Annotated in this window: 6 protein-coding genes and 1 tRNA gene; 3 read left to right on the top strand and 4 right to left on the bottom strand. The window is 67.4% G+C overall.

Going from position 1 to position 19,923, the window contains the following annotated elements:
- Window positions 1-147 precede the first annotated feature (147 nt).
- Genes ABEA50_RS06015 through ABEA50_RS06005 form a run of 3 tightly spaced genes read left to right on the top strand, consistent with a single transcriptional unit; the run spans window position 148 to window position 16,762 of the window.
- On the top strand, window positions 148-14,436 hold the full coding sequence (locus ABEA50_RS06015; protein ID WP_425577571.1) for an amino acid adenylation domain-containing protein: 14,289 nt from the start codon (window positions 148-150) through the stop codon (window positions 14,434-14,436).
- Between the two features lie 25 nt (window positions 14,437-14,461).
- Complete coding sequence (locus tag ABEA50_RS06010) at window positions 14,462-15,385, top strand: aldo/keto reductase (RefSeq protein WP_345494015.1); 924 nt, start codon at window positions 14,462-14,464, stop codon at window positions 15,383-15,385.
- A gap of 12 nt (window positions 15,386-15,397) precedes the next feature.
- A complete protein-coding gene (locus ABEA50_RS06005) occupies window positions 15,398-16,762 on the top strand; it encodes a wax ester/triacylglycerol synthase domain-containing protein (protein ID WP_345494014.1) in 1,365 nt (454 codons plus the stop codon).
- Between the two features lie 66 nt (window positions 16,763-16,828).
- Here the strand turns inward: ABEA50_RS06005 and ABEA50_RS06000 are convergent, their stop codons facing one another.
- From ABEA50_RS06000 to ABEA50_RS05985, 4 genes are all read right to left on the bottom strand, one after another.
- On the bottom strand, window positions 16,829-17,188 hold the full coding sequence (locus ABEA50_RS06000) for a hypothetical protein (RefSeq protein ID WP_345494013.1): 360 nt from the start codon (window positions 17,186-17,188) through the stop codon (window positions 16,829-16,831).
- 262 nt (window positions 17,189-17,450) lie between these two features.
- Window positions 17,451-17,897, bottom strand: a complete 447-nt coding sequence (locus tag ABEA50_RS05995) for a hypothetical protein (RefSeq protein WP_345494012.1) — start codon at window positions 17,895-17,897, stop codon at window positions 17,451-17,453.
- A gap of 566 nt (window positions 17,898-18,463) precedes the next feature.
- A tRNA-Ile gene (locus ABEA50_RS05990) sits at window positions 18,464-18,537 on the bottom strand.
- Window positions 18,538-18,730: 193 nt separating this feature from the next.
- Complete coding sequence (locus ABEA50_RS05985; RefSeq protein WP_345494011.1) at window positions 18,731-19,912, bottom strand: DUF3566 domain-containing protein; 1,182 nt, start codon at window positions 19,910-19,912, stop codon at window positions 18,731-18,733.
- Window positions 19,913-19,923: the final 11 nt, after the last annotated feature.

Below are 19,923 nucleotides of genomic sequence, written 5' to 3'. Positions count from 1 at the left end.
TGACAAAGCTCGAATGCTACGTCCACGTATAGGGTGTACCGCAGGCCCTGCACCACGCCTTCTCCTCGCGAGTGGACCGTTCGGTGGATTCAGCACCGCGTTTCGTCAACTGATACGACGTGGCCAGTATGAAAGGCAATGTCAACAGTGAGTAGGGAACGCGCATCGGTGCGCGGGGGTCGTCGCCGTGGCGGCGTGTTGTTCGGAAATCTCCTCTCCTCCGCAGTCGAATCGGCTGCCGATTCGGTTGCTGTCAGAGCTGATCAGCCGGACAAGCCGGGCGATACCCGCCAACTCACCTACCGGGAACTGGACGAACAGTCCTCCCGTCTGGCCAGGGAACTCATCGCGCACGGCATCGGCGCGGGGGACACGGTCGCGATCGGTATCGCGCGCAGCATCGAATCGGTGCTCGCCGTCTGGGCGATCGCCAAAACCGGTGCGGCGTACGTGCCCGTCGACCCGAACTACCCGCAGGATCGAGTCACGCACATTCTGTCGGATTCCGGTGCGGCACTGGGCCTGACCACCACCGAATTCCGAGGGCTGCTCGGCACCGACGCCGCCACGCAGTGGTGGGAACTCGATGCACCCGAGTGCGCGCAACGCGTCGCCACCCGCCCCGCGTACACGATCTCCTACACCGACCGGATCCGCCAGGTGCAGCAGAAGCACCCCGCCTACCTCATCTACACCTCGGGATCCACAGGGCTGCCCAAGGGCGTGGTGGTGACCCACGAGGGACTCGCCGCTGTCGCCGCGCTCGGCCGGGAGTACGGAATCGGCCCCGATTCCCGCGTGCTGCACGTCATTTCGCCCAGCTTCGATTTCGCGCTGGAAGAACTGCTTTTCGCCTTCACCACCGGTGCGACACTGGTGATCGCCCCGCCACAGGTGTACGCGGGCGCGGAACTGGCCGAACTGTTGCGTCGCGAGCGCGTCACCCATGTGCTCATCACGCCCGGCGCGTGGGAAAGCGTTGACCCCGACGGGCTAGCGGAGTTGCGCACCATCGTCTTCGGCGCCGACCGACTCGGCCCCGAACTCGTGCGCCGCTGGCACACCGACGACCGCACGATTTTCAATTCCTACGGCCCCACCGAAGCCACCATCGTCGTCACCAGCACCGAACTGCGTGCCGACGACCCGATCACCATCGGCGCGCCGATCAAGGGCGTCGGCGCGATCGTGCTGGATTCGAGCCTGCGCCCGGTACCCGCCGGAGTCATCGGTGAGCTGTATCTCGCGGGACCCGGCCTCGCCCAGGGGTATCTGCGGCGCTACGCGCTGACCGCGCAACGATTCGTCGCCAACCCCTTCGGCGCCGACGCCGGTGCCGAAGGAACACGGATGTACCGCACCGGCGACCTGGTGCGCCGCACCAGCGAGGGCACGCTCGAATTCCACGGCCGCTCCGACCATCAGGTGAAGATCCGCGGTTTCCGTATCGAACCCGGCGAGATCGACACCGTACTCACCGAACACCCCGGCATCGAGTTCTCCGCGACGCTCGGTCGCACCCTCCCCTCAGGTGTCCAGGCACTTGTCTCCTACGTGCTTGCCGCGACCAACACAGACGAGAACACCGCCGCGGCACCAGACCTCGACGAACTCGACACCTACCTGCACCGTCGACTCCCCGAGCACATGATCCCGGCGAGCATCGTCACGCTGGACGCCCTCCCGCTGACCCCGACGGGCAAGCTCGATCACGCCGCGCTGCCCGCGCCGAACCTCGAGGCGCGCGAATTCCGTGCCCCTGTCACCGAAGTGGAATCGATCATCGCCGAGGTGTTCGCCGCCGTGCTCGGTGCCACACGAGTCGGCCTCGACGATTCCTTCTTCGGACTCGGCGGTGACTCGATCCTCTCCATCCAACTGGTGTCGCGCGCGAAACGCCAAGGCGTGGTTTTCAGTGCGCGTGACGTTTTCGATCAGCGCACGGTCGCGGGGTTGGCCGCCGTGGCCACCGCCCTCGACGACAGCGAGCAATACCAACTGGCCGAGCTGCCCGGCGGCGGAATCGGCGCGATCCCGCTGACACCCGTCATGACCGAATTGCTCGCCGCGGGAACGCCCTTCGAGCGGTTCACCCAGTCGATGACGCTGCGGTTACCCGAGGGCATCGACCGACCCACCCTGGTCGCCACCCTCGACGCGGTACTCGATCACCACGACGCGCTGCGCACCAGGCTGCGCGCGCACCCGTCACCCGCGTCGGAAAAGATTGCCGACGCATGGGTTTTCGAAGCACTCCCCCGTGGCAGCGCGGACACCGATTCCCTGCTACGCCGCGTGGAACTGCCCGCCGACCTCACCGACGAAGAACTCTCCCGCCGCGCGAGCGTCGAATACGACGCGGCGCTCGGCGAACTCGACCCGGCGAGCGGGCGGATGCTCCAATTCGTCTGGTTCGCCTTCACTCCCGCATCCCGTCACCGTGACGATGTGCTGCTGATCGTCGCCCATCACCTGGTGGTCGACGGTGTCTCGTGGCGCATCATCATCCCCGATCTCGCCATCGCGTGGTCGCAACTGGTGGCCGGGCAATCGATCTCGCTGGCCGCGAACGGGACGTCGCTGCGGCGTTGGAACCACGCGCTGCTCGATTCCGCCCGAGGATCCGCGCGCCGCGCCGAACTGCCGTTCTGGCAGCAGGTCGCCGAGACCGCGGATCCGCAACTGGGGGCGCGTCCGTTCGATCCGGCCACCGATACCTTCGCCACCCTCGACCGGGTGGAGGTCACGCTGTCGGCCTCGACCACCGAAGCGGTGCTCACCACCCTGCCCGAACGCTATCGCGGCGGCGCGGACCACGGACTGCTCACCGCCCTGGCCCTTGCCGTTCTCGGGTGGCGCGAGCCGACCTCCGACGCCGCCCTGCTGGTCGGGTTGGAAGGGCACGGTCGCGAGGAGACCGTCATCGCCGGTGCCGACCTCTCGCGCACCGTCGGGTGGTTCACCAGCGCCTACCCGGTGCGCCTCGACCTGACCGGCATCGATCTCGCCGAAGCGTCGTCGGGTGGGCACGCGCTGGCCGCCGCCGTGAAATCCGTGAAGGAACAGTTGCTCGCGGTACCGGACAAGGGCATCGGGTACGGCCTGCTGCAACACCTGAACCCCGACACCGCGGGACAACTCGGCGAACTCGGGCAGATCAGGTTCAACTACCTCGGCCGCGTATCCGTCGGCGCCGAACATGCGGCACTGGCTACCGCACCGTGGGTTCCGGTCGGCGATCTGGGGCGCCTCGACGCGCAGATGGATCCGCAAATGCCCGCGCACGGCGTGCTCGACATCAACGCGATCGTCACCGACGACGGCGAAGGCCCTGAAGGCCCTCGCCTCGGCGCGTCGTTCGCCTTCCCCACCGGACTGCTCTCCCCCGAACAGGTACGCGAACTCGCCGACCGGTGGGTCGCCGCGCTCGACGCGCTGGCCGAGCACGCACAGCACCCGGCGGCGGGCGGACTGACCCCATCCGACCTGCCACTGGTCGAGGGAAACCAGGCCGACATCGATCGATGGGAAAGCGAACACCCCGGTCTCTCGGACGTGTGGTCGCTCTCGCCACTGCAATCCGGACTGTTGTTCCACGCACTCATGTCGCACGCCGAGGGCACAGCGGCGGTCGACCTCTACACCACACAGGCCAGCGTCGACCTGGGCGGCGACCTCGACGTCGCGCGGTTGCGTACCGCGGCCGACGCGGTACTGCACCGCTACCCGAACCTGCGGGTCTGCTTCGCCGCCGATGCCGAGGGACGACCGGTACAGATCGTGCACGATCGGGTCGAACTGCCCTGGCGGGAAGTCGATCTCACCGGGGTCGCGGAGACCGAACGCGACACCGAACTCCGCAAGCTGGTTGTCGCGGAACGCGAAAGCGGCTTCGATCTCGCCACAGCACCGCTGCTGCGTTTCACCCTGTACCGCCTCGAGCACCCCGACACCACCGGCACGAAACCCACCGGCGGACAGTGGCACCTGGTGATCACCACCCACCACATCCTGCTCGACGGATGGTCGATGCCCTTGCTGATGCGCGACGTACTCGTGCTCTACGGCACCCGCGGCGACGCCTCGGCACTACCGAACGTCCCCTCCTACCGCACGTTCCTGACCTGGTTGTCGCGCCGCGAATACGCCAGCTCCCTGGCGGTATGGAACACGGCACTGTCCGGTGCGACCGAACCCACCCTGCTCGCCCGTCGACCCGCCGCCACCGAATCCACGCGAATCGGCAAGCTGGTCACCGAGATCGACGCCGAGCGCACCCGCCGCATCGTCGAACACGCGGCCGCGCTCGGCGTCACCGTGAACACGATGACGCAGGCGGCGTGGGGCCTGACGCTGAGCCGACTCACCGGACGCGACGACGTGGTATTCGGCGCGACGGTCTCCGGCCGCCCGCCCGAACTGCCCGGTGTGGAAGACATGGTGGGGTTGTTCATCAACACCCTGCCGGTGCGCGTGCGCCTTGACGACCATCCGGTCGCCGACGACATGGTGCGCCAACTCCAACGCCAGCAGGCCGACCTGCTCGACCACCACCACATCGGCCTCGCGGACATCCAGCGCACCGCAGGTGCCGCAGCCCAATTCGACACCCTGCTCATCTTCGAGTCCTACCCCATCGACCGTGCCGCCATCGCCGCCGTGAGCAATGTCGACGGCGCCTCGGTGACCGGCGTCGGCATGCAGGACGACACCCATTACCCCCTGACCCTGCTGATCACCGCCCAGTCGACGATCGAACTGACCTGGAAATACCGGGCCGAGGTGTTCACCGATACCGAGATCGCCACGATCGACGCCAGGATGAACCGGGTGCTGGACGCACTGCTGGAACATCCGAACCGAAGCATCGACGCGCTCGACATCTTCCTCGACTCGACCGAACGCGACCGAATCCTGCACGAGCACAACGACACCGCCCACCCGCTCGGCGCGCAACTGCTGCTCGACGGCTACCGGGCCGCGGTGCGCGCGCACCAGGATCGGGTGGCGGTGGCCTACGAGGGCACCGAGCTGACCTATCGCGAATTCGACGACAAGGTCAACCGCCTCACCCGCCTGCTGATCACGCGGGGCGTCGGCGCGGAATCCCTGGTAGCGCTGGCGATCCGCCGGTCACCGGAACTGGTGATCGCGATGTACGCGATCGTGGCGGCGGGCGGCGCGTTCGTTCCACTCGATCCCGACCATCCCGGCGAGCGGATCGCCCACGTGCTGGACACGGCACAACCGATCTGCGTACTCACCACCACCGACGCCGACGCCGCACTGCCCGACGGTGTCGCGGTGCTGTACGTCGACACCGAACCGTTGCACGAATTCGGCGCGACGCCGGTGCTTTCCGATGAACTGGTGCGGCCCGTCCATCCGGACAATCCGGCCTACGTGTTGTTCACCTCCGGGTCCACCGGGCGTCCGAAGGGCGTTTCGGTCTCCCATCGCGCCATCCACAACCAGATGGCGTGGATGCTCGCCGAATACCCCACCAGCCCCGACGACGTGTACCTCCAGAAGACCGCCACCACCTTCGACGTCTCGCTGTGGGGTTTCTTCCTGCCGTTGCGCGCGGGAGCGCAACTGGTCGTCGCCACCCCCGACGGTCATCGCGACCCGGCATACCTGGCACGGACCATCGCCGAGCGGGGGGTGACCCGCACCGATTTCGTGCCCTCGATGCTCGCGGTCTTCGCCGCGCACACCGACCGCGCATCGATCGCGACGCTGCGGGATGTGTTCGCCATCGGCGAGGCGTTGCCGCCGGAGACGGTGACCGCGTTCGGCGCGATCTCCGATGCGACTGTGCACAACCTGTACGGACCCACCGAGGCGGCGGTCTCGGTAACGCACTGGAAAGTCCCCGGCGAGGTATCCGGCACCATTCCGATCGGCGTGCCGGAGTGGAACGTTCGCGTCTACGTCCTGGACGGGCGACTGCGGCCGGTGCCGAGTGGCGTCACCGGTGAGCTCTATCTCGCCGGCGAGCAACTCGCCCGCGAGTACGTGACCAGGCCCGATCTGACCTCGGATCGCTTCGTCGCCAACCCCTTCGGAACCGGGGAGCGGATGTATCGCACCGGTGATCTGGTGCTGTGGCGTGCCACCGACGATGCCGCGCACCCCGAAGTGCTGGAATACCTCGGCCGCTCCGACTTCCAGGTGAAGTTCCGCGGCCAACGTATCGAACTGGGCGACATCGAATCGGCGCTGCTGGCACAGCCTTCGGTGCATCAGGCCGTGGTCGTGGTGTACACCTCGGAGCTGGGCGACCAACTCGTCGCCTACGTGGTGGCCGCACCGCACCACCGGATCGAGGACACGGCGTTGACCTCGGCACTGGCCGAGACGCTGCCCGCCTACATGGTGCCCACCGCCGTGGTCACCTTGTCGGAGTTCCCCCTCAACACCAGCGGCAAGCTCGACCGAAAAGCCCTGCCACGTCCGACCTTCCAGGCCAGGGAGTTCCGCGCGCCCGCCACCCCGGTGCAGCAGCTCGTCGCCGGTGTGTTCGCCGAGGTGCTCGGCCTGGACCGAGTCGGCCTGGACGACAGCTTCTTCGACCTCGGCGGCAACTCGCTGATCGCCACCCAACTGGTCAGCAAGCTCAGCACGACGCTGGACTCCCGCGTCTCGGTGCGTGCGCTGTTCGACGCACCGGTGGTCGCCGAACTCGCCGCCCACATCTGCTCCGGTGCTGAATCCGCCGCACCACGTCCCGCACTGGTTCCGGTCACCCGCCCCGAAGTGATCCCGCTTTCGCTAGCACAACAACGCATGTGGGTGCTCAACCAGATCGACCCCGAATCCGCCTCCTACAACCTGCCATTCGCCATCCGCCTCACCGGAAGCCTCGATGTCGCCGCCTTGCGCGCGGCCGTACTCGACGTGTTCCAACGGCACGAGGCACTGCGCACGCGCTTCCCCGCGCACGGCACCGAGGGTGCGGCTCGTCAGGAAATACTGACGGTGGCCCAGACCCTGCCCGACGGACTCCAGGTAGCAGCGGCCGGCTCGGTCGACCCCGAACAACTCGCACGACTGCTCTCGACCGGATTCGACGTCACCACACACCCGCCCGTCCGGATGCGACTGTTCACCGATCCCGATACGAACGAACACCTCTTCGTGCTCGTCGTCCACCACATCAGCGCCGACGGCGTCTCGTTCGCGCCGGTCGCGCGTGATCTCACCACCGCCTACCTGGCGCGCACCGCGGGCGCATCGCCACAGTGGGCGCCGCTGCCGGTGCAGTACGCCGACTTCGCCCTTTGGCAGCACCGCGTGATCGGCAACGACAGCGACGAGAACTCCCTCGCCGCAACGCAGTTGGCCTACTGGCGCGCCCAGCTCGCCGGAGTGGCCGGCGCCGCGCGGTTACCGCTGGACCGTCCGCGCCCCGCCACACCGACCCTGCGCGGTGCCACCACCTCGGCGACCCTGCCAGCCCAGGTGCACGACGAGCTGGTCCAGATCGCACGCACGCAGCGGTCCTCACTGTTCATGGTCGTGCACGCCGCGCTGGCCGCGGTACTGACCCGACTATCCGGCGGGACGGACGTCACCGTCGGCACACCGGTCGCCGGACGCGATTCCGCAGCCCTCGCCGACCTGGTGGGCATGTTCGTCAACACGGTCACCCTGCGCACCGACATCGATGCCACCACCCGGTTCACCGAACTCGTGCACCAGGTGCGCGCCACCGACCTGTCCGCCTTCGCCAACGCCGACCTGCCGTTCGAACGCGTCGCGCAAGTCGCGCAGCCGAACACCGGTGGCGAGCATCCGCTGTTCCAGGTCATGCTCTCGTTCCAGAACACCGAGCGCCCCACCGTCGCACTGCCGGAACTGACCATCGCGGGCGTCGAGACCGGCGAAACCCTCGCGAAGTTCGACCTCCAGGTGACCGTCGATCCGCGTTACCGCGAAGACGGCACACCGGACGACGTGGTCGTCGAATTCACCTACGCCACCGATGTCTTCGACGAATCGACCATGGCCGGGTTCGCGCGTCGCTTCGTGCGGTTCCTCGAACAGGTCGCCGCGACACCACAACTGGCCATCGGCGAGGTCGACCTCTTCGACGACGGCGAACGCGCGCAAACCCGCACCACACCGAGCCTGCCCGTCGCGGACACCCCCACGGAAATCATCGATTCCGCCGAGACCACTTTGCTGCCGCAACTGCTCGCCGACGCGGTGGAAGCGAACCCGGACGGCACCGCCGTAATCTTCGCCGACGCCGAACAACGGCTCGCCGAACTGGAATACCTCGAACTCGACGAACGCTCCAGCCGCATCGCCCGCCTGCTCATCGATCGCGGTATCGGACCGGAAGACCTGGTCGCCATCGGTATTCGCCGGTCAACGGAGTCGGTTCTCGCGATGTGGGCGATCGCCAAGACCGGGGCGGGATTCGTGCCGGTCGACCCCGGCTACCCCGGCGAGCGTGTCGCGCACATGCTCACCGACTCCCGCGCCGTCCTCGGGCTCACCGTCGCCGATACCGTCGCCGACCTGCCCGTGAGCCCCGCATGGTTGGTCATCGACGACCCCGAGTTCCAGCAGCTGCTCGACGACTACTCCGACACACCGGTGACGGTCCAGGAACTGCGCAGGCCGCTGCGCGCCACGCACCCCGCCTACGTCATCTACACCTCGGGTTCCACCGGAAAACCCAAGGGTGTGCTCGTCACCCAGGCCGGACTGTCGAGTTTCTGTGCCGAACAACGCGACCGCTACCGCGTGACGACCAGTTCCAAGACACTGCATTTCGCGTCACCCTCGTTCGACGCGTCGGTCCTGGAACTGTTGCTGGCCGTCGGTGGCGCCGCCACCATGGTGGTCGCCGCACCCAGCGTCTTCGGTGGCGGCGACCTGGCCGCGCTGCTGCGCACCGAACGCGTCACCCACGCGTTCATCACCCCCACCGCCCTCGCCTCGGTCGACCCGACCGGACTGGACAAGCTGCGCGTGGTGGTCGCCGGTGGCGAGGCCTGCCCACCGGATCTGGTGCGTCGCTGGGCCGTGCCGATCTCCGGGCGCCGCACCCGCGAGTTCTACAACGGGTACGGCCCCACCGAAACCACGATCATGACCAACATCAGCGAGCCGTTGGTCCCCGAGGCGACCGTCACCATGGGTCGGCCGATCCGCGCGATCACGCAGTACGTGCTCGATGCCCGGCTGGCGCCGGTGCCCGACCTCGCCGTCGGCGAGTTGTACATCACCGGAGCACAACTCGCGCGCGGCTACCACGAACGTCGCGCGCTGACGGCAACCCGATTCGTCGCGAACCCCTTCGATCACCAAGGCGGACGGCTCTACCGCACCGGTGATCTGGTGCGTCGCCGCCCCGATGGCGCGGTGGAGTACCTGGGTCGCAACGATTTCCAGGTCAAAGTGCGCGGGTTCCGCATCGAACTCGGTGAGATCGACGCCACCCTCGCCGCCGACGACACCGTCGACTTCGCCGTGACCGTGGGACACACGCTGGACAACGGCGCGACCATCCTGGTCGCCTACGTGCACGCCGCACCCGAAACCACCGTCGATCCCGACGCACTCCTGACCGCAGCACGACAGGTCCTGCCCGCACACATGGTGCCGACGAATGTCGTGGTGCTCGAAGAGATCCCGCTGACTCCGGTCGGCAAGCTCGATCGCGCGGCCCTGCCCGCGCCCCGCCTGCGCACAACCGAATATCGCGCGCCGTCCGGGCCCGAAGAGGAAAACGTCGCCCAGGTATTCACCGACCTGCTTGCCCCCGCCGACCCGGTGGGCGCCGACGACGATTTCTTCGCACTCGGCGGTAACTCCCTGCTGGCGACCCGCGCCGCCGCACGGCTCGGCGGCGCGCTGGGAGTGCGTGTTCCGGTACGGCTGCTCTTCGAGGCACCCACCGTCGCCGCACTCGCCGACCGTCTCGACGAGTGCACCGACCGCGCCGCGCTCCCCGCCCTCACCAAGCGTGCACGGCCGGAACGCATTCCGTTGTCGTCGGCGCAGCGCGGCGTGTGGTTACTCAACCGGCTCGATCCCACCTCGATCGCCTACAACGTGCCGATGGCGGTGCGGTTGCGCGGCGCGCTGGACACCGACGCACTGGTAGCGGCCGTCGACGACCTGATCGACCGGCACGAAGTGCTGCGCACGCGATACCCGGATCTCGAGTCCGACGACACCCACCCCGCGGGCCCCGTGCAGCAGATTCTGTCCGTAGCCGACGCCGACGCCCGACTGCGGGTGCGCGCGGTCGAACCGGCACAGGTCCAGCAGGAAATCCTCGCCTTCGCACAGAACAGCTTCGACCTCACCCGTGAGGTACCGGTGCGCCTACTGCTGCTGTGTATCGACACCGGTACAGCGGGCACCGGCAGCGCGGTGATCGATACAACGGGCCGCGCCGACGCGGACCACGACACCGTGGCAGAAGCCGACGCCGCAGCCGAATACGTGCTCGTCATGGTGGTCCACCACATCGCGGCCGACGGGTCTTCCCTCGGCCCGGTGACCCGCGACCTGATGACCGCCTACGCCGCGCGCGCCACCGGCACCGCCCTCGACTGGGCACCACTGCCGGTGCAATACGCCGACTACAGCCTCTGGCAACACGAAGTACTCGGCGACGAAGACGACCCCGACTCCCCCGCGTCCGCGCAACTCACCCACTGGAAGAACGCGCTGGCCGGACTGCCCGACCAACTCGATCTGCCCTCGGACCGATCACGTCCGCTCGTACGCTCCTACACCGGCGGACAGGTGCCGGTGCGCATCGAAGCCGAAACCCACGCCGCACTCGTGGACCTGGCGCGCGCCGAAGGCGCGACCCTGTTCATGGTCGTGCACACCGCCTTGGCGGTGCTGCTGGCCCGGCTGTCGAATACCGACGACATCGCGATCGGCGCACCGATCGCCGGGCGCGGCGACGCCGACCTCGACGACCTGATCGGCATGTTCATCAACACCCTGGTGTTCCGCACGCACTACGACGCGAGCGCTTCGTTCACCGATCTGCTGGCCAGGCAGCGCGAAACCGACCTCGCCGCGTTCGCCAACGCCGACGTGCCCTTCGAACGACTCGTCGATGCCGTGAAACCGGTGCGCTCCACCGCCCGCCATCCGTTGTTCCAGGTCAGCTTGTCCTTCCAGAATCTCGGCGCGACGGAATTCGAACTGCCGGGACTCACCCTCACGAACCTGAACCTCGCCGCCGAGGTCTCACAGTTCGACCTGCACTGGATCCTCGGCGACACCTACGACGCCAACGGCGCGGCCACCGGGATCGGCGGCGTCCTCACCTACGCCGCCGACATCTTCGAGCGCGAGACCGTCGAGCGCTTCGTGGATCGCTTCGTCCGACTACTGACGGCCCTCGCCCGCGACACCACGGTCGCGGTCGGCGACGTCGACCTGACCGACCATGACGAACGCGCACAACTGCTGTCGGAAACGTCCAGCACGGTCCGTCCGGTCGTCGACGATCTGCTGTTGCGTGGCTACCGCCGCGCCGTCACCGCCACACCCGACGCGGTAGCGATCGTCGACGGTGACACCGCATGGACCTACCGCGATTTCGACGGCAAGGTCAATGCCACGGCCCGACACCTGATCGCCCAAGGAATCGGACCGGAATCGGTGGTCGCGCTGTCGATCCCACGTTCCCCGGAACTGGTTGCCGCGATGTACGCGGTGCTCACCGCCGGTGCGGCCTTCCTTCCGCTGGACCGCAGCCACCCCGTGGGCAGGATCGCCTACGTCCTCGAAACCGCCGAGCCGACGTGTGTGCTCACCGCCGGTGCACCAGGACCGGTATCGGGTGTGCCGATCATCGACCTCGCGACACTGGACCTGAGCGCGTACTCCCGCGAACCGGTCGAGGCGAGCGAACTGACCGTGCCACTGCGTGGCGACCACCCCGCCTACGTGCTGTTCACCTCCGGGTCCACCGGGCGCCCGAAAGGCGTGCTGGTCTCGCACAGCGCGATCAGCAACCAAACCCAGTGGATGGTCGAGCAGTACGCGGTGCGCGCCGAGGACGTGTACCTGCAGAAGACCGCGACCACCTTCGACGTATCACTGTGGGGTTTCTTCGTCCCGCTCTGGGCCGGAGCCCGCCTGGTCCTCGCCGCACCGGACGGACAACGCGACCCCGACTACATCGCCGGACTCGTCGCCACCCACCGGGTGACACTCACCGACTTCGTCCCCTCGGTGCTGCAGGTTTTCCTTTCCGCCGCCAAAGCCGAGCAATTGACCACGCTGCGCGACGTTTTCGTGATCGGTGAGGCATTGCCGCCCAGCACGGTCGCCGCGTTCGCCGCACGCAGCGACGCGGCACTGCACAACCTCTACGGCCCCACCGAAGCCGCCGTCTCGGTCACCTACCGACGCGCCGAACCCTCCGACCGCACGACGGTGCCGATCGGCACCGCGGAATGGAACACCCGCACCTACGTCCTGGACCACCGGCTGCGACTCACCCCGACCACCGTGGTGGGCGAATTGTATTTGGCCGGTGACCAATTGGCCCGTGGCTATCTGCGCCGACCCGACCTGACGTTCGACCGGTTCGTCGCCGACCCCTTCGGTCCCGAAGGCGCGCGCATGTACCGCACCGGCGACCTGGTGCGGCGCAGGACCGACGGCGTCCTGGAATACCTCGGCCGCACCGACTTCCAGGCCAAGATTCGCGGGCACCGGATCGAACTGGGCGAAATCGAGACCGCCCTGCTCGCCGAACCCTCGGTGCGACAAGCAGTGGTCGTCGCCACGGCGACCGACACCGGCGACCAGCTCGCCGCCTACGTGGTGCAATCCACCGACCATCCCGTCGAGCAGCTGCGTAGCACCCTCACCCAGGTACTGCCCGCCTACATGGTGCCGTCGAGCATCACGACGATCGATGCGCTGCCGATGAACGACAGCGGCAAGCTCGACCGTGCGCGCCTGCCCCGGCCGGTCTTGCGGGTCAGGGATTTCGTCGACCCCGCCACCGTCACCGAACAGGCCGTCGCCGAGGTATTCGCCGACGTACTCACCGTGATCAGGGTCGGCGCCGAAGACGACTTCTTCGAGCTCGGCGGCACCTCGCTGCTCGCCTTCTCCCTCCAGCGCGCCCTCACCACCCGCCTCGGCACCGCGGTGCCGATGGCGGCGCTGTTCACCGCACCCACCGTCCGGGGCCTCGCCGCCCGCATCGACGAACCCGACGTGGACCTCGGCACAGACACGGTGGTCGACGCCGACACCCGCACCGAGGACGCGCTACTCGATCCCGACATCGACGCCGCCGGTACCGCGCCCGCCTACCAGGGCGAACCGGCGAACGTGCTGCTCACCGGCGCGACGGGTTTCCTCGGCGTGCATCTGCTCGCCGAGCTGCTCGCGGCAACCACCGCGCGCGTGTGGTGCCTGGTTCGCGCCGACGACGATGAACACGCCCACAAGCGCCTGCTGCGCGCCGTCCAGAAATTCCGTGTCGCCGAGGATCTTCCGCGCGCACGGGTGATCGCGCTGGCGGGCGACCTCGCGGCGCCACGATTCGGACTCGACGAGGCGACCTACACTCGACTGGCCCAGAACCTCGACACCATCCACCACAACGGCGCGCGAGTGAACCACATCGAGCCCTACAGTCGGCTGCGCGCCGCCAACGTACTGGGTACCGCCGAGATCCTGCGGCTGGCTACCACCGGTCCGCTCAAATCGGTGCACTTCGTCTCCACCGCCAACGCGGTGATCCCCGCGTCGGCTGGTCCGAATTTCCTCGGACGCGAAGACGCGGTTGTCGCCGTCGACGACGTATCCGCCAACGGCTACGTGACCAGTAAAGCCGTGGCCGAACACCTCGTTCGCCAAGCCGCCGAACGCGGCGTCCCCACCACGATCTACCGTCCCGGCCTGATCTGTGGTGACCCGAACACCGGCGTGAACAGCACCGACGACTCGTTCTGGAATATGATCCGCGCCGCGGCGATCCTCGGACTCGCACCGGACACCGGCGACGCGGGTATTCCGCTCGTCCCGGTCACCTACGTGGTGCGCGCCCTCGTCGCCCTCGCCGCACTTCCGGGCACCGGTGCGGCCTACCACCTGGTGAACACCCACCGAGTCGCACTGCGGACGGTCTTCGAAGCGTTACGTCGCCACGGCATCCCCGTCGAAATCGCGCCACTGGACCACATCGCCACCACCCTTGCCGCCGAAGCGCAGGCGCGCGACGCCGCGGGCGACAATTCGCTGGTGCGTGCCGCACTCGTCAGCGGCAACTACGGTGGGGTGTCGGTGCCCATCGACGACACCAGGACCCGCGCCGAGCTCGGCGCCGAGATCGTGTGCCCGCCAATCGGTTCCGCCGCGCTCGACGCCTACGTCGCGTCCTTCGTCGACTCGGGGTTCTTTCCCGAACCGGACACCCGCTGACCAGCCACTCGCACAGAAGGACGACATGACAACACAAGCCGAGTCACCCGCCGCCCAGTCGGGCACCTTCGCCCTCGGCGGCGAAATCCCGGTGCGCCGCCTCGGTTACGGCACGATGCAGCTCACCGGCGAGGGCGTGTGGGGTGACCCGAAGGATCCCGACGAGGCCGTGCGCGTGCTGCGCCGGGCCGCCGAACTCGGTGTCACCTTCTTCGATACCGCCGACTCCTACGGTCCGTTCGTCAGCGAAACCCTGCTGCGTCGCGCACTGCACCCCTACGCGGACGACATCGTCATCGCCACCAAAGCCGGATTGTCGCGGCCGGGCCCCGGCGAATGGCTGCCGCTCGGCCGCCCAGAATATTTGCGTCAGCAGCTCGAACTGAGCCTGCGTCACCTCGGCCTCGAACACATCGACCTCTACCAACTGCACCGCATCGACCCCAAGGTGCCGCTCGCCGACCAACTCGGCGCACTGGCCACGCTGCGCGACGAAGGCAAGATCCGGCACATCGGCCTCTCCGAGGTCACCGTCGAGCAGGTCGAACAGGCGCGCAAGATCACCGAGATCGCCTCGGTACAGAACCTGTACAACCTCGCCAACCGGGGCGCCGAAGCGCTGGTGGAGTACGCCGAGGCACACAACATCGCCTTCATTCCCTGGTTCCCCATGGCCACCGGCGAACTCGCCAAGCCGGGCGGACCGCTGGACACCTTCGCGCGTGCGGACGCCACCCCCTCGCAGCTCGCGCTGGCCTGGTTGCTGCGTAGGTCGCCGGTGATCGTGCCGATTCCCGGCACGTCCAGTGTCGCCCACGTCGAGGAGAACACCGCCGCGGCGACGATCACCCTCACCGATGCCGAGTACGCGGAGCTCTCGACCGTGAGCGCACCCGCCAAGGACGACGGCCGACGCCGCTTCCGGCTGCCGAAGCTCGGACGCGGCTGAGGGATTCGCCGGATGCACAACGCACAACTGGTCGGCAACGACGCCGCCTGGCATTACTTCGCGCGCGCGGGGCGCGCCACGGATTGGCCCATGTGGTGGGTGTTCGACAACGCCGCCGAGAGCGCCGAGCCGATGCCACCCGCCGATATCGCCGAATACTTCGGTGCGCGAACCGATCTGCTCGAACCACTGCGCCGCAGGATCGTAGAAGTGCCCTACGGTCTCGGCCACCCGTTCTGGGTGGTCGACAACAGTCCGATCGACCAGCACGTCACCACCCACTCCGAGGCGCTGGACTGGGCGAAGTGCCAACAGCGACTCGGCGAAATCCTCGCCCGCCCACTCGACGCCAGGGTCAGCGCCTGGGAAATGCACGTATTCCCCGACGTTTCCGGCATACCCACCTGCACCGGTACCGGCACCGTCGTGCTGATCTTCGTCAGCCACGCGCTCATCGCGGGCCCCTCGATGACGTCGCTGTCGGAGGCGTTGTTCGCCGACCGTCCACTGTGGATCGAGGGACTCGGACCAGCGACACCACGCCCTCCGCTCCTGCGCACCGCGCTGCGCGGGGTGCTGCGGTGGCCGTGGCAGATCCGCGAGTTCAACGCGCGCGTCGCCGCCGAGAACGTGCGCATCGTGCGCGAGGCCGACGACAGCGGCCCGCACACCCCGCCGCGCACCCGCACCGTCGTCAACCAGCGCGTCGGCGCCGAGCGAGTGGTCAGGAGCGTTCCCGTGGACCTGGCTTCGCTCCGGGGTTCCGGGGCCACCGTCACCGCCGTCGGGTTGACCGCGGTGTCCTTCGCCCTGGGACGCTATCTCGCACAGCGTGGTTCCCCCGTGCCCGAGGACCTGGCCGCCTTCATCACCATCGCGGTGCCCGGGGCCACCGTGCTCGGCGTCAACCGGATCGGCTCCGACGTCGTCGACTTGTCCGCCACCACCACCGATCTCGCCGAACGAGTGCGGGCCGTCGACGCCGAACTGCGCGTACGGAAAACCTCCGCGTCCAGCGCGCGGGAACTCAACCGCCTCGCCAACGCCGAACTGCTGCCCAGCCGTATTTTCCGCGCCCGCTACGGCACCTACCCACCCCACGACGACACCGCGCCCGCGCTGGCACACACCACCCTCACCAGCATCAAATGCGATCCGAATACCCCATGGTCGTTGTCGGGCAGACCTTTCCGGTTCGCGGGCATGCTACCCCCGGTCTACCCCGATATCTGCCTGGCCCAATCCTTCGTCGGCACCCCGGAAACCTGCACCTTCAGCGCCGCCTCCGACCCCGCCCTCCTGCCCGACCTCGACACCTATTGCGCGTTACTCACCGACGCCGTCCGAGAAATCACCGCAGCCCTCCCCGCCGCGTGATCACCGGGGGTCGCGCCACGTGCTCAGATCGGCCACGTGGCGCGACGGACCCGTCGCCGTTGCGATCTACCCGTCCACGTAGATGTCGACCCAAGCATTGGTGGCGGTGCCGATATCCAGGCCCGTGATACACGAGGACTGTCCTTGACCGGTCGGCCCGAACGAACCGCCCCAGCCACCCCGGTACGGCCCGATCGCCATGAACGGGAACGCATTCGGAATGACATGCAAACCCCAGCACTCGACCGTCACCTTGTATTCCCTACGCGCGGGCGCGTCGGGATCGTGACAGCTCGCCGACGCACTGGTCAGCCCCTTCGTCACCACACAGTTCTCCGGCCCCGCCTGCGCCACGCCCGCACCGATCACGGCCGAAAATCCGAGAACCGACACCACCGCTGCCGCCACCCGCGTGGCGGAAACCATCAACCTATTCATCTCAGAGCCCTTTCAAGAGGTTGCTGATAAATCGACAACGGGCACCGATTGGTTACCGCTGGTCGACAAGTCCGCTCGATGGCATCCCGACCGCACCGTGCCCTGCACTGACAAGTGCACGCCCGCCACCAACGGCGGAACAGAAGAATCGAAGCGTCGTGGGCAAAACGTTGCGGACCTGTCCTGCCGCACTGGCGACAAGGCCGGGTGCCTTCACAAGTGAAGCCGCAACCGAACTCGCACACCCCGCTTACGCGGTCATCGAGTCGAGGTCGTTGCGGAGAAATGGCTGGGAAGCAAGGCATCTCTGAGCCCCGCTACCGCGGACCGCGAATCCTCGTGAGCTTGCCCGGTCACGGTGGTAATACGGAAACGCCTTGTGCAACACGGGCACCCACAGGTAGCGGTCGTACCGCTTGCTGAGTAGGGACAACCAGAACCCGAACGTCAGCGCAGCGACGACGTGATCCGTAGTCGGTTGCCGACCCCCTTGACGGCGAACGTTCGCGGCGGCTTTATCGATCATGGTCCGGCTGTGTTTGTCGAGCGGGGCGACTTCCCACCAATCAGGTCGGCTGTAGTTCTCCACGAGTTGTTCGTGCATCGCATTGCGGATACTGACCTCGAGGAAGCGCAACGGAACGTAGAACGACGCGGCAACTTCGAGATTCCACGCGTACAGGCTCTGAACGGACACGCCGTCCTTTTGAGCTGCGCGGACGTAAGGCGCAAGCCTCGGCGCGGCGAGACACTGGATAAACCACATGGGCATATCGGTCGACATGGGAACACCTCGAGATGAGCACGATTGTTTTACGCTCGAGGTGCCGCGCTGTACCGTGGAATCCGTACGCCCCGGGTTCGCCTCTGCCTTGCATGCCGCCCGGGGCACAGTTTTGTCTGCCTCCAGGCTCCCGACCTCCGAAAGATCAACGACCCCTCAGGTGTTCGGTAGATCCGCGAGTAGACCGCATCCACCTCGAGGGCAAGTTGTATCGCGATACAAAGAAATTGTCCGGCCAGTCGAGGCCTTCTCAGAGCTCCCAAGGGACGACTGAGCGGCTCTGGGCGTGACAGCGACGCAGCGCTACCGAACATGCCTCACCGCATGACTGGTATCGAATCTCCAGAGAGGGGATGAGCGCGTTCGGCGCCAAGGCCCGCTATCCGCAATCGAATGACCGTAGGATGGCAAGTTCAGCCCGAAAGCTGTGTGAAAAAGAAGAACTCGGCACTGAACCGCGAAAGATATAGCCAAAAGGGTGGGCCTAGGAGGACTTGAACCTCCGACCTCTTCGTTATCAGCGAAGCGCTCTAACCGCCTGAGCTATAGGCCCGTATTCGTTGCCGAGATCGGACATCGCATTGCTGCGTGGCGATCTCAACGACCAGCAAAGATTACCCCGCACCTCCGTCTACGACCAAAACGGCTGGTAGAAGGGCTCCAGCTCGGCGCGAATCGCCCGGAAACGAGCGAGGCCACCCCTCGGTGCGTCAGGGGTGGCCTCGGGACTCGTCGAGATCTGCGAGCTAGTCCGGGTCGGCCAGGGTCACCTGGATGCCACCGACGAGATCGCAGCACTGGTTGTAGATGAAGGTGCCGACAGTGCCGAGCGCGGTGAACAGGACCACGTTGATCAGGCCGACAACACCCGCGTAACCGAACACCGTCGACGCGGTGATCAGACCGGACGAACCGGCGTCACCGGCCACCATGTCGGTGAACGTGCTGTTCAAGCGGTCCCACACACCCATGCCCGCGAGCACGATGTAAAGCAGGCCCACCGCGAGCATCCACACGAAGAACATGGCCACACTGATCACCAGGGTGATCTTCAACGTGGACCACGGGTCGATCCTGCGGATCTGCACGGTCGCCCGCAAGGGCTCACCGCTGGTGACAGCCGCCGCCACCGCGACAGGGACCGTTGGCGAGATATGGCCCTGCTGGTTGTGCGTCGGCTCCGGGTGCTGGGGCAGCGGATGCCGAATCTCGGAGAGATCGGGCATGTCCTTGACCAGCTCGGGGCGCGCGATGCTGCGGGTCGGCCCGTCGATACCGACGGACTTCACCATGGCGGCCTCCTTGCGCGCCGCCTTGGCCGCGAGGTCGGCGGGGGTACGCGCGTTGCTCACCGCGCCCCCGAGACCACCGCCACCGTTGGCACCACCGCTGAGCCCACCACCGCTGTTGGCCCCACCACCGCCGTTCGCGCCGCCGCCGAGGCCACCACCACTGGTGGAACGCCCGCTCACCGGGCTGTGGCCGGGACGGTACAGATTGGACTGCGGCTCCCGCTGCGGAAGCTGCGACCAGCCGTCCTGGTATGGCGACGACGCTGGCTTGCCGGGCTGGGACTGCTGGCCCGCATCCGATGAATCCTGCTCGTTCGACGACCACACAGTCGGGCGCTGACTGTCGTGGTTGTCGCCGGGGCCCTGATCGTGGCGTTCGTTCGACGGGTTACCCGGTCGTCCGCCCTGCGGACCGTTCCCCTGCGGATTGCCTTGGGAACCACCGCCTTGCGGACCATTTCCTTGCGGCTGTCCGCCACCCTGCGCGCCCTGTTGGCTCTGCGGTCCGCCGTGCCCGTTGTCGGCCGAGTTGCTCGGGCGTGGGATCGGCCGCGGCGGAATCGCCGACGGGGCGACCCGCTCGGTCACACCGTTCGTTTGGTGCCGCTCGTCATTCGGCTGATTCGGAGTGGTCAATGGGGGTCCTT

Source organism: Nocardia callitridis (assembly GCF_039543305.1).
Lineage (GTDB): Bacteria > Actinomycetota > Actinomycetes > Mycobacteriales > Mycobacteriaceae > Nocardia > Nocardia callitridis.
This window is presented reverse-complemented; position numbering and strand designations above follow the sequence as displayed.

What these genes read in the sequence shown, in the direction of transcription:
- ABEA50_RS06005 (WP_345494014.1), top strand. Translation starts at nt 15,398, where the DNA reads ATGCACAACGCACAACTGGTCGGCAACGACGCCGCCTGGCATTACTTC.
- ABEA50_RS06000 (WP_345494013.1), bottom strand. Translation starts at nt 17,188, where the DNA reads ATGGTTTCCGCCACGCGGGTGGCGGCAGCGGTGGTGTCGGTTCTCGGA.
- ABEA50_RS06010 (WP_345494015.1), top strand. Translation starts at nt 14,462, where the DNA reads ATGACAACACAAGCCGAGTCACCCGCCGCCCAGTCGGGCACCTTCGCC.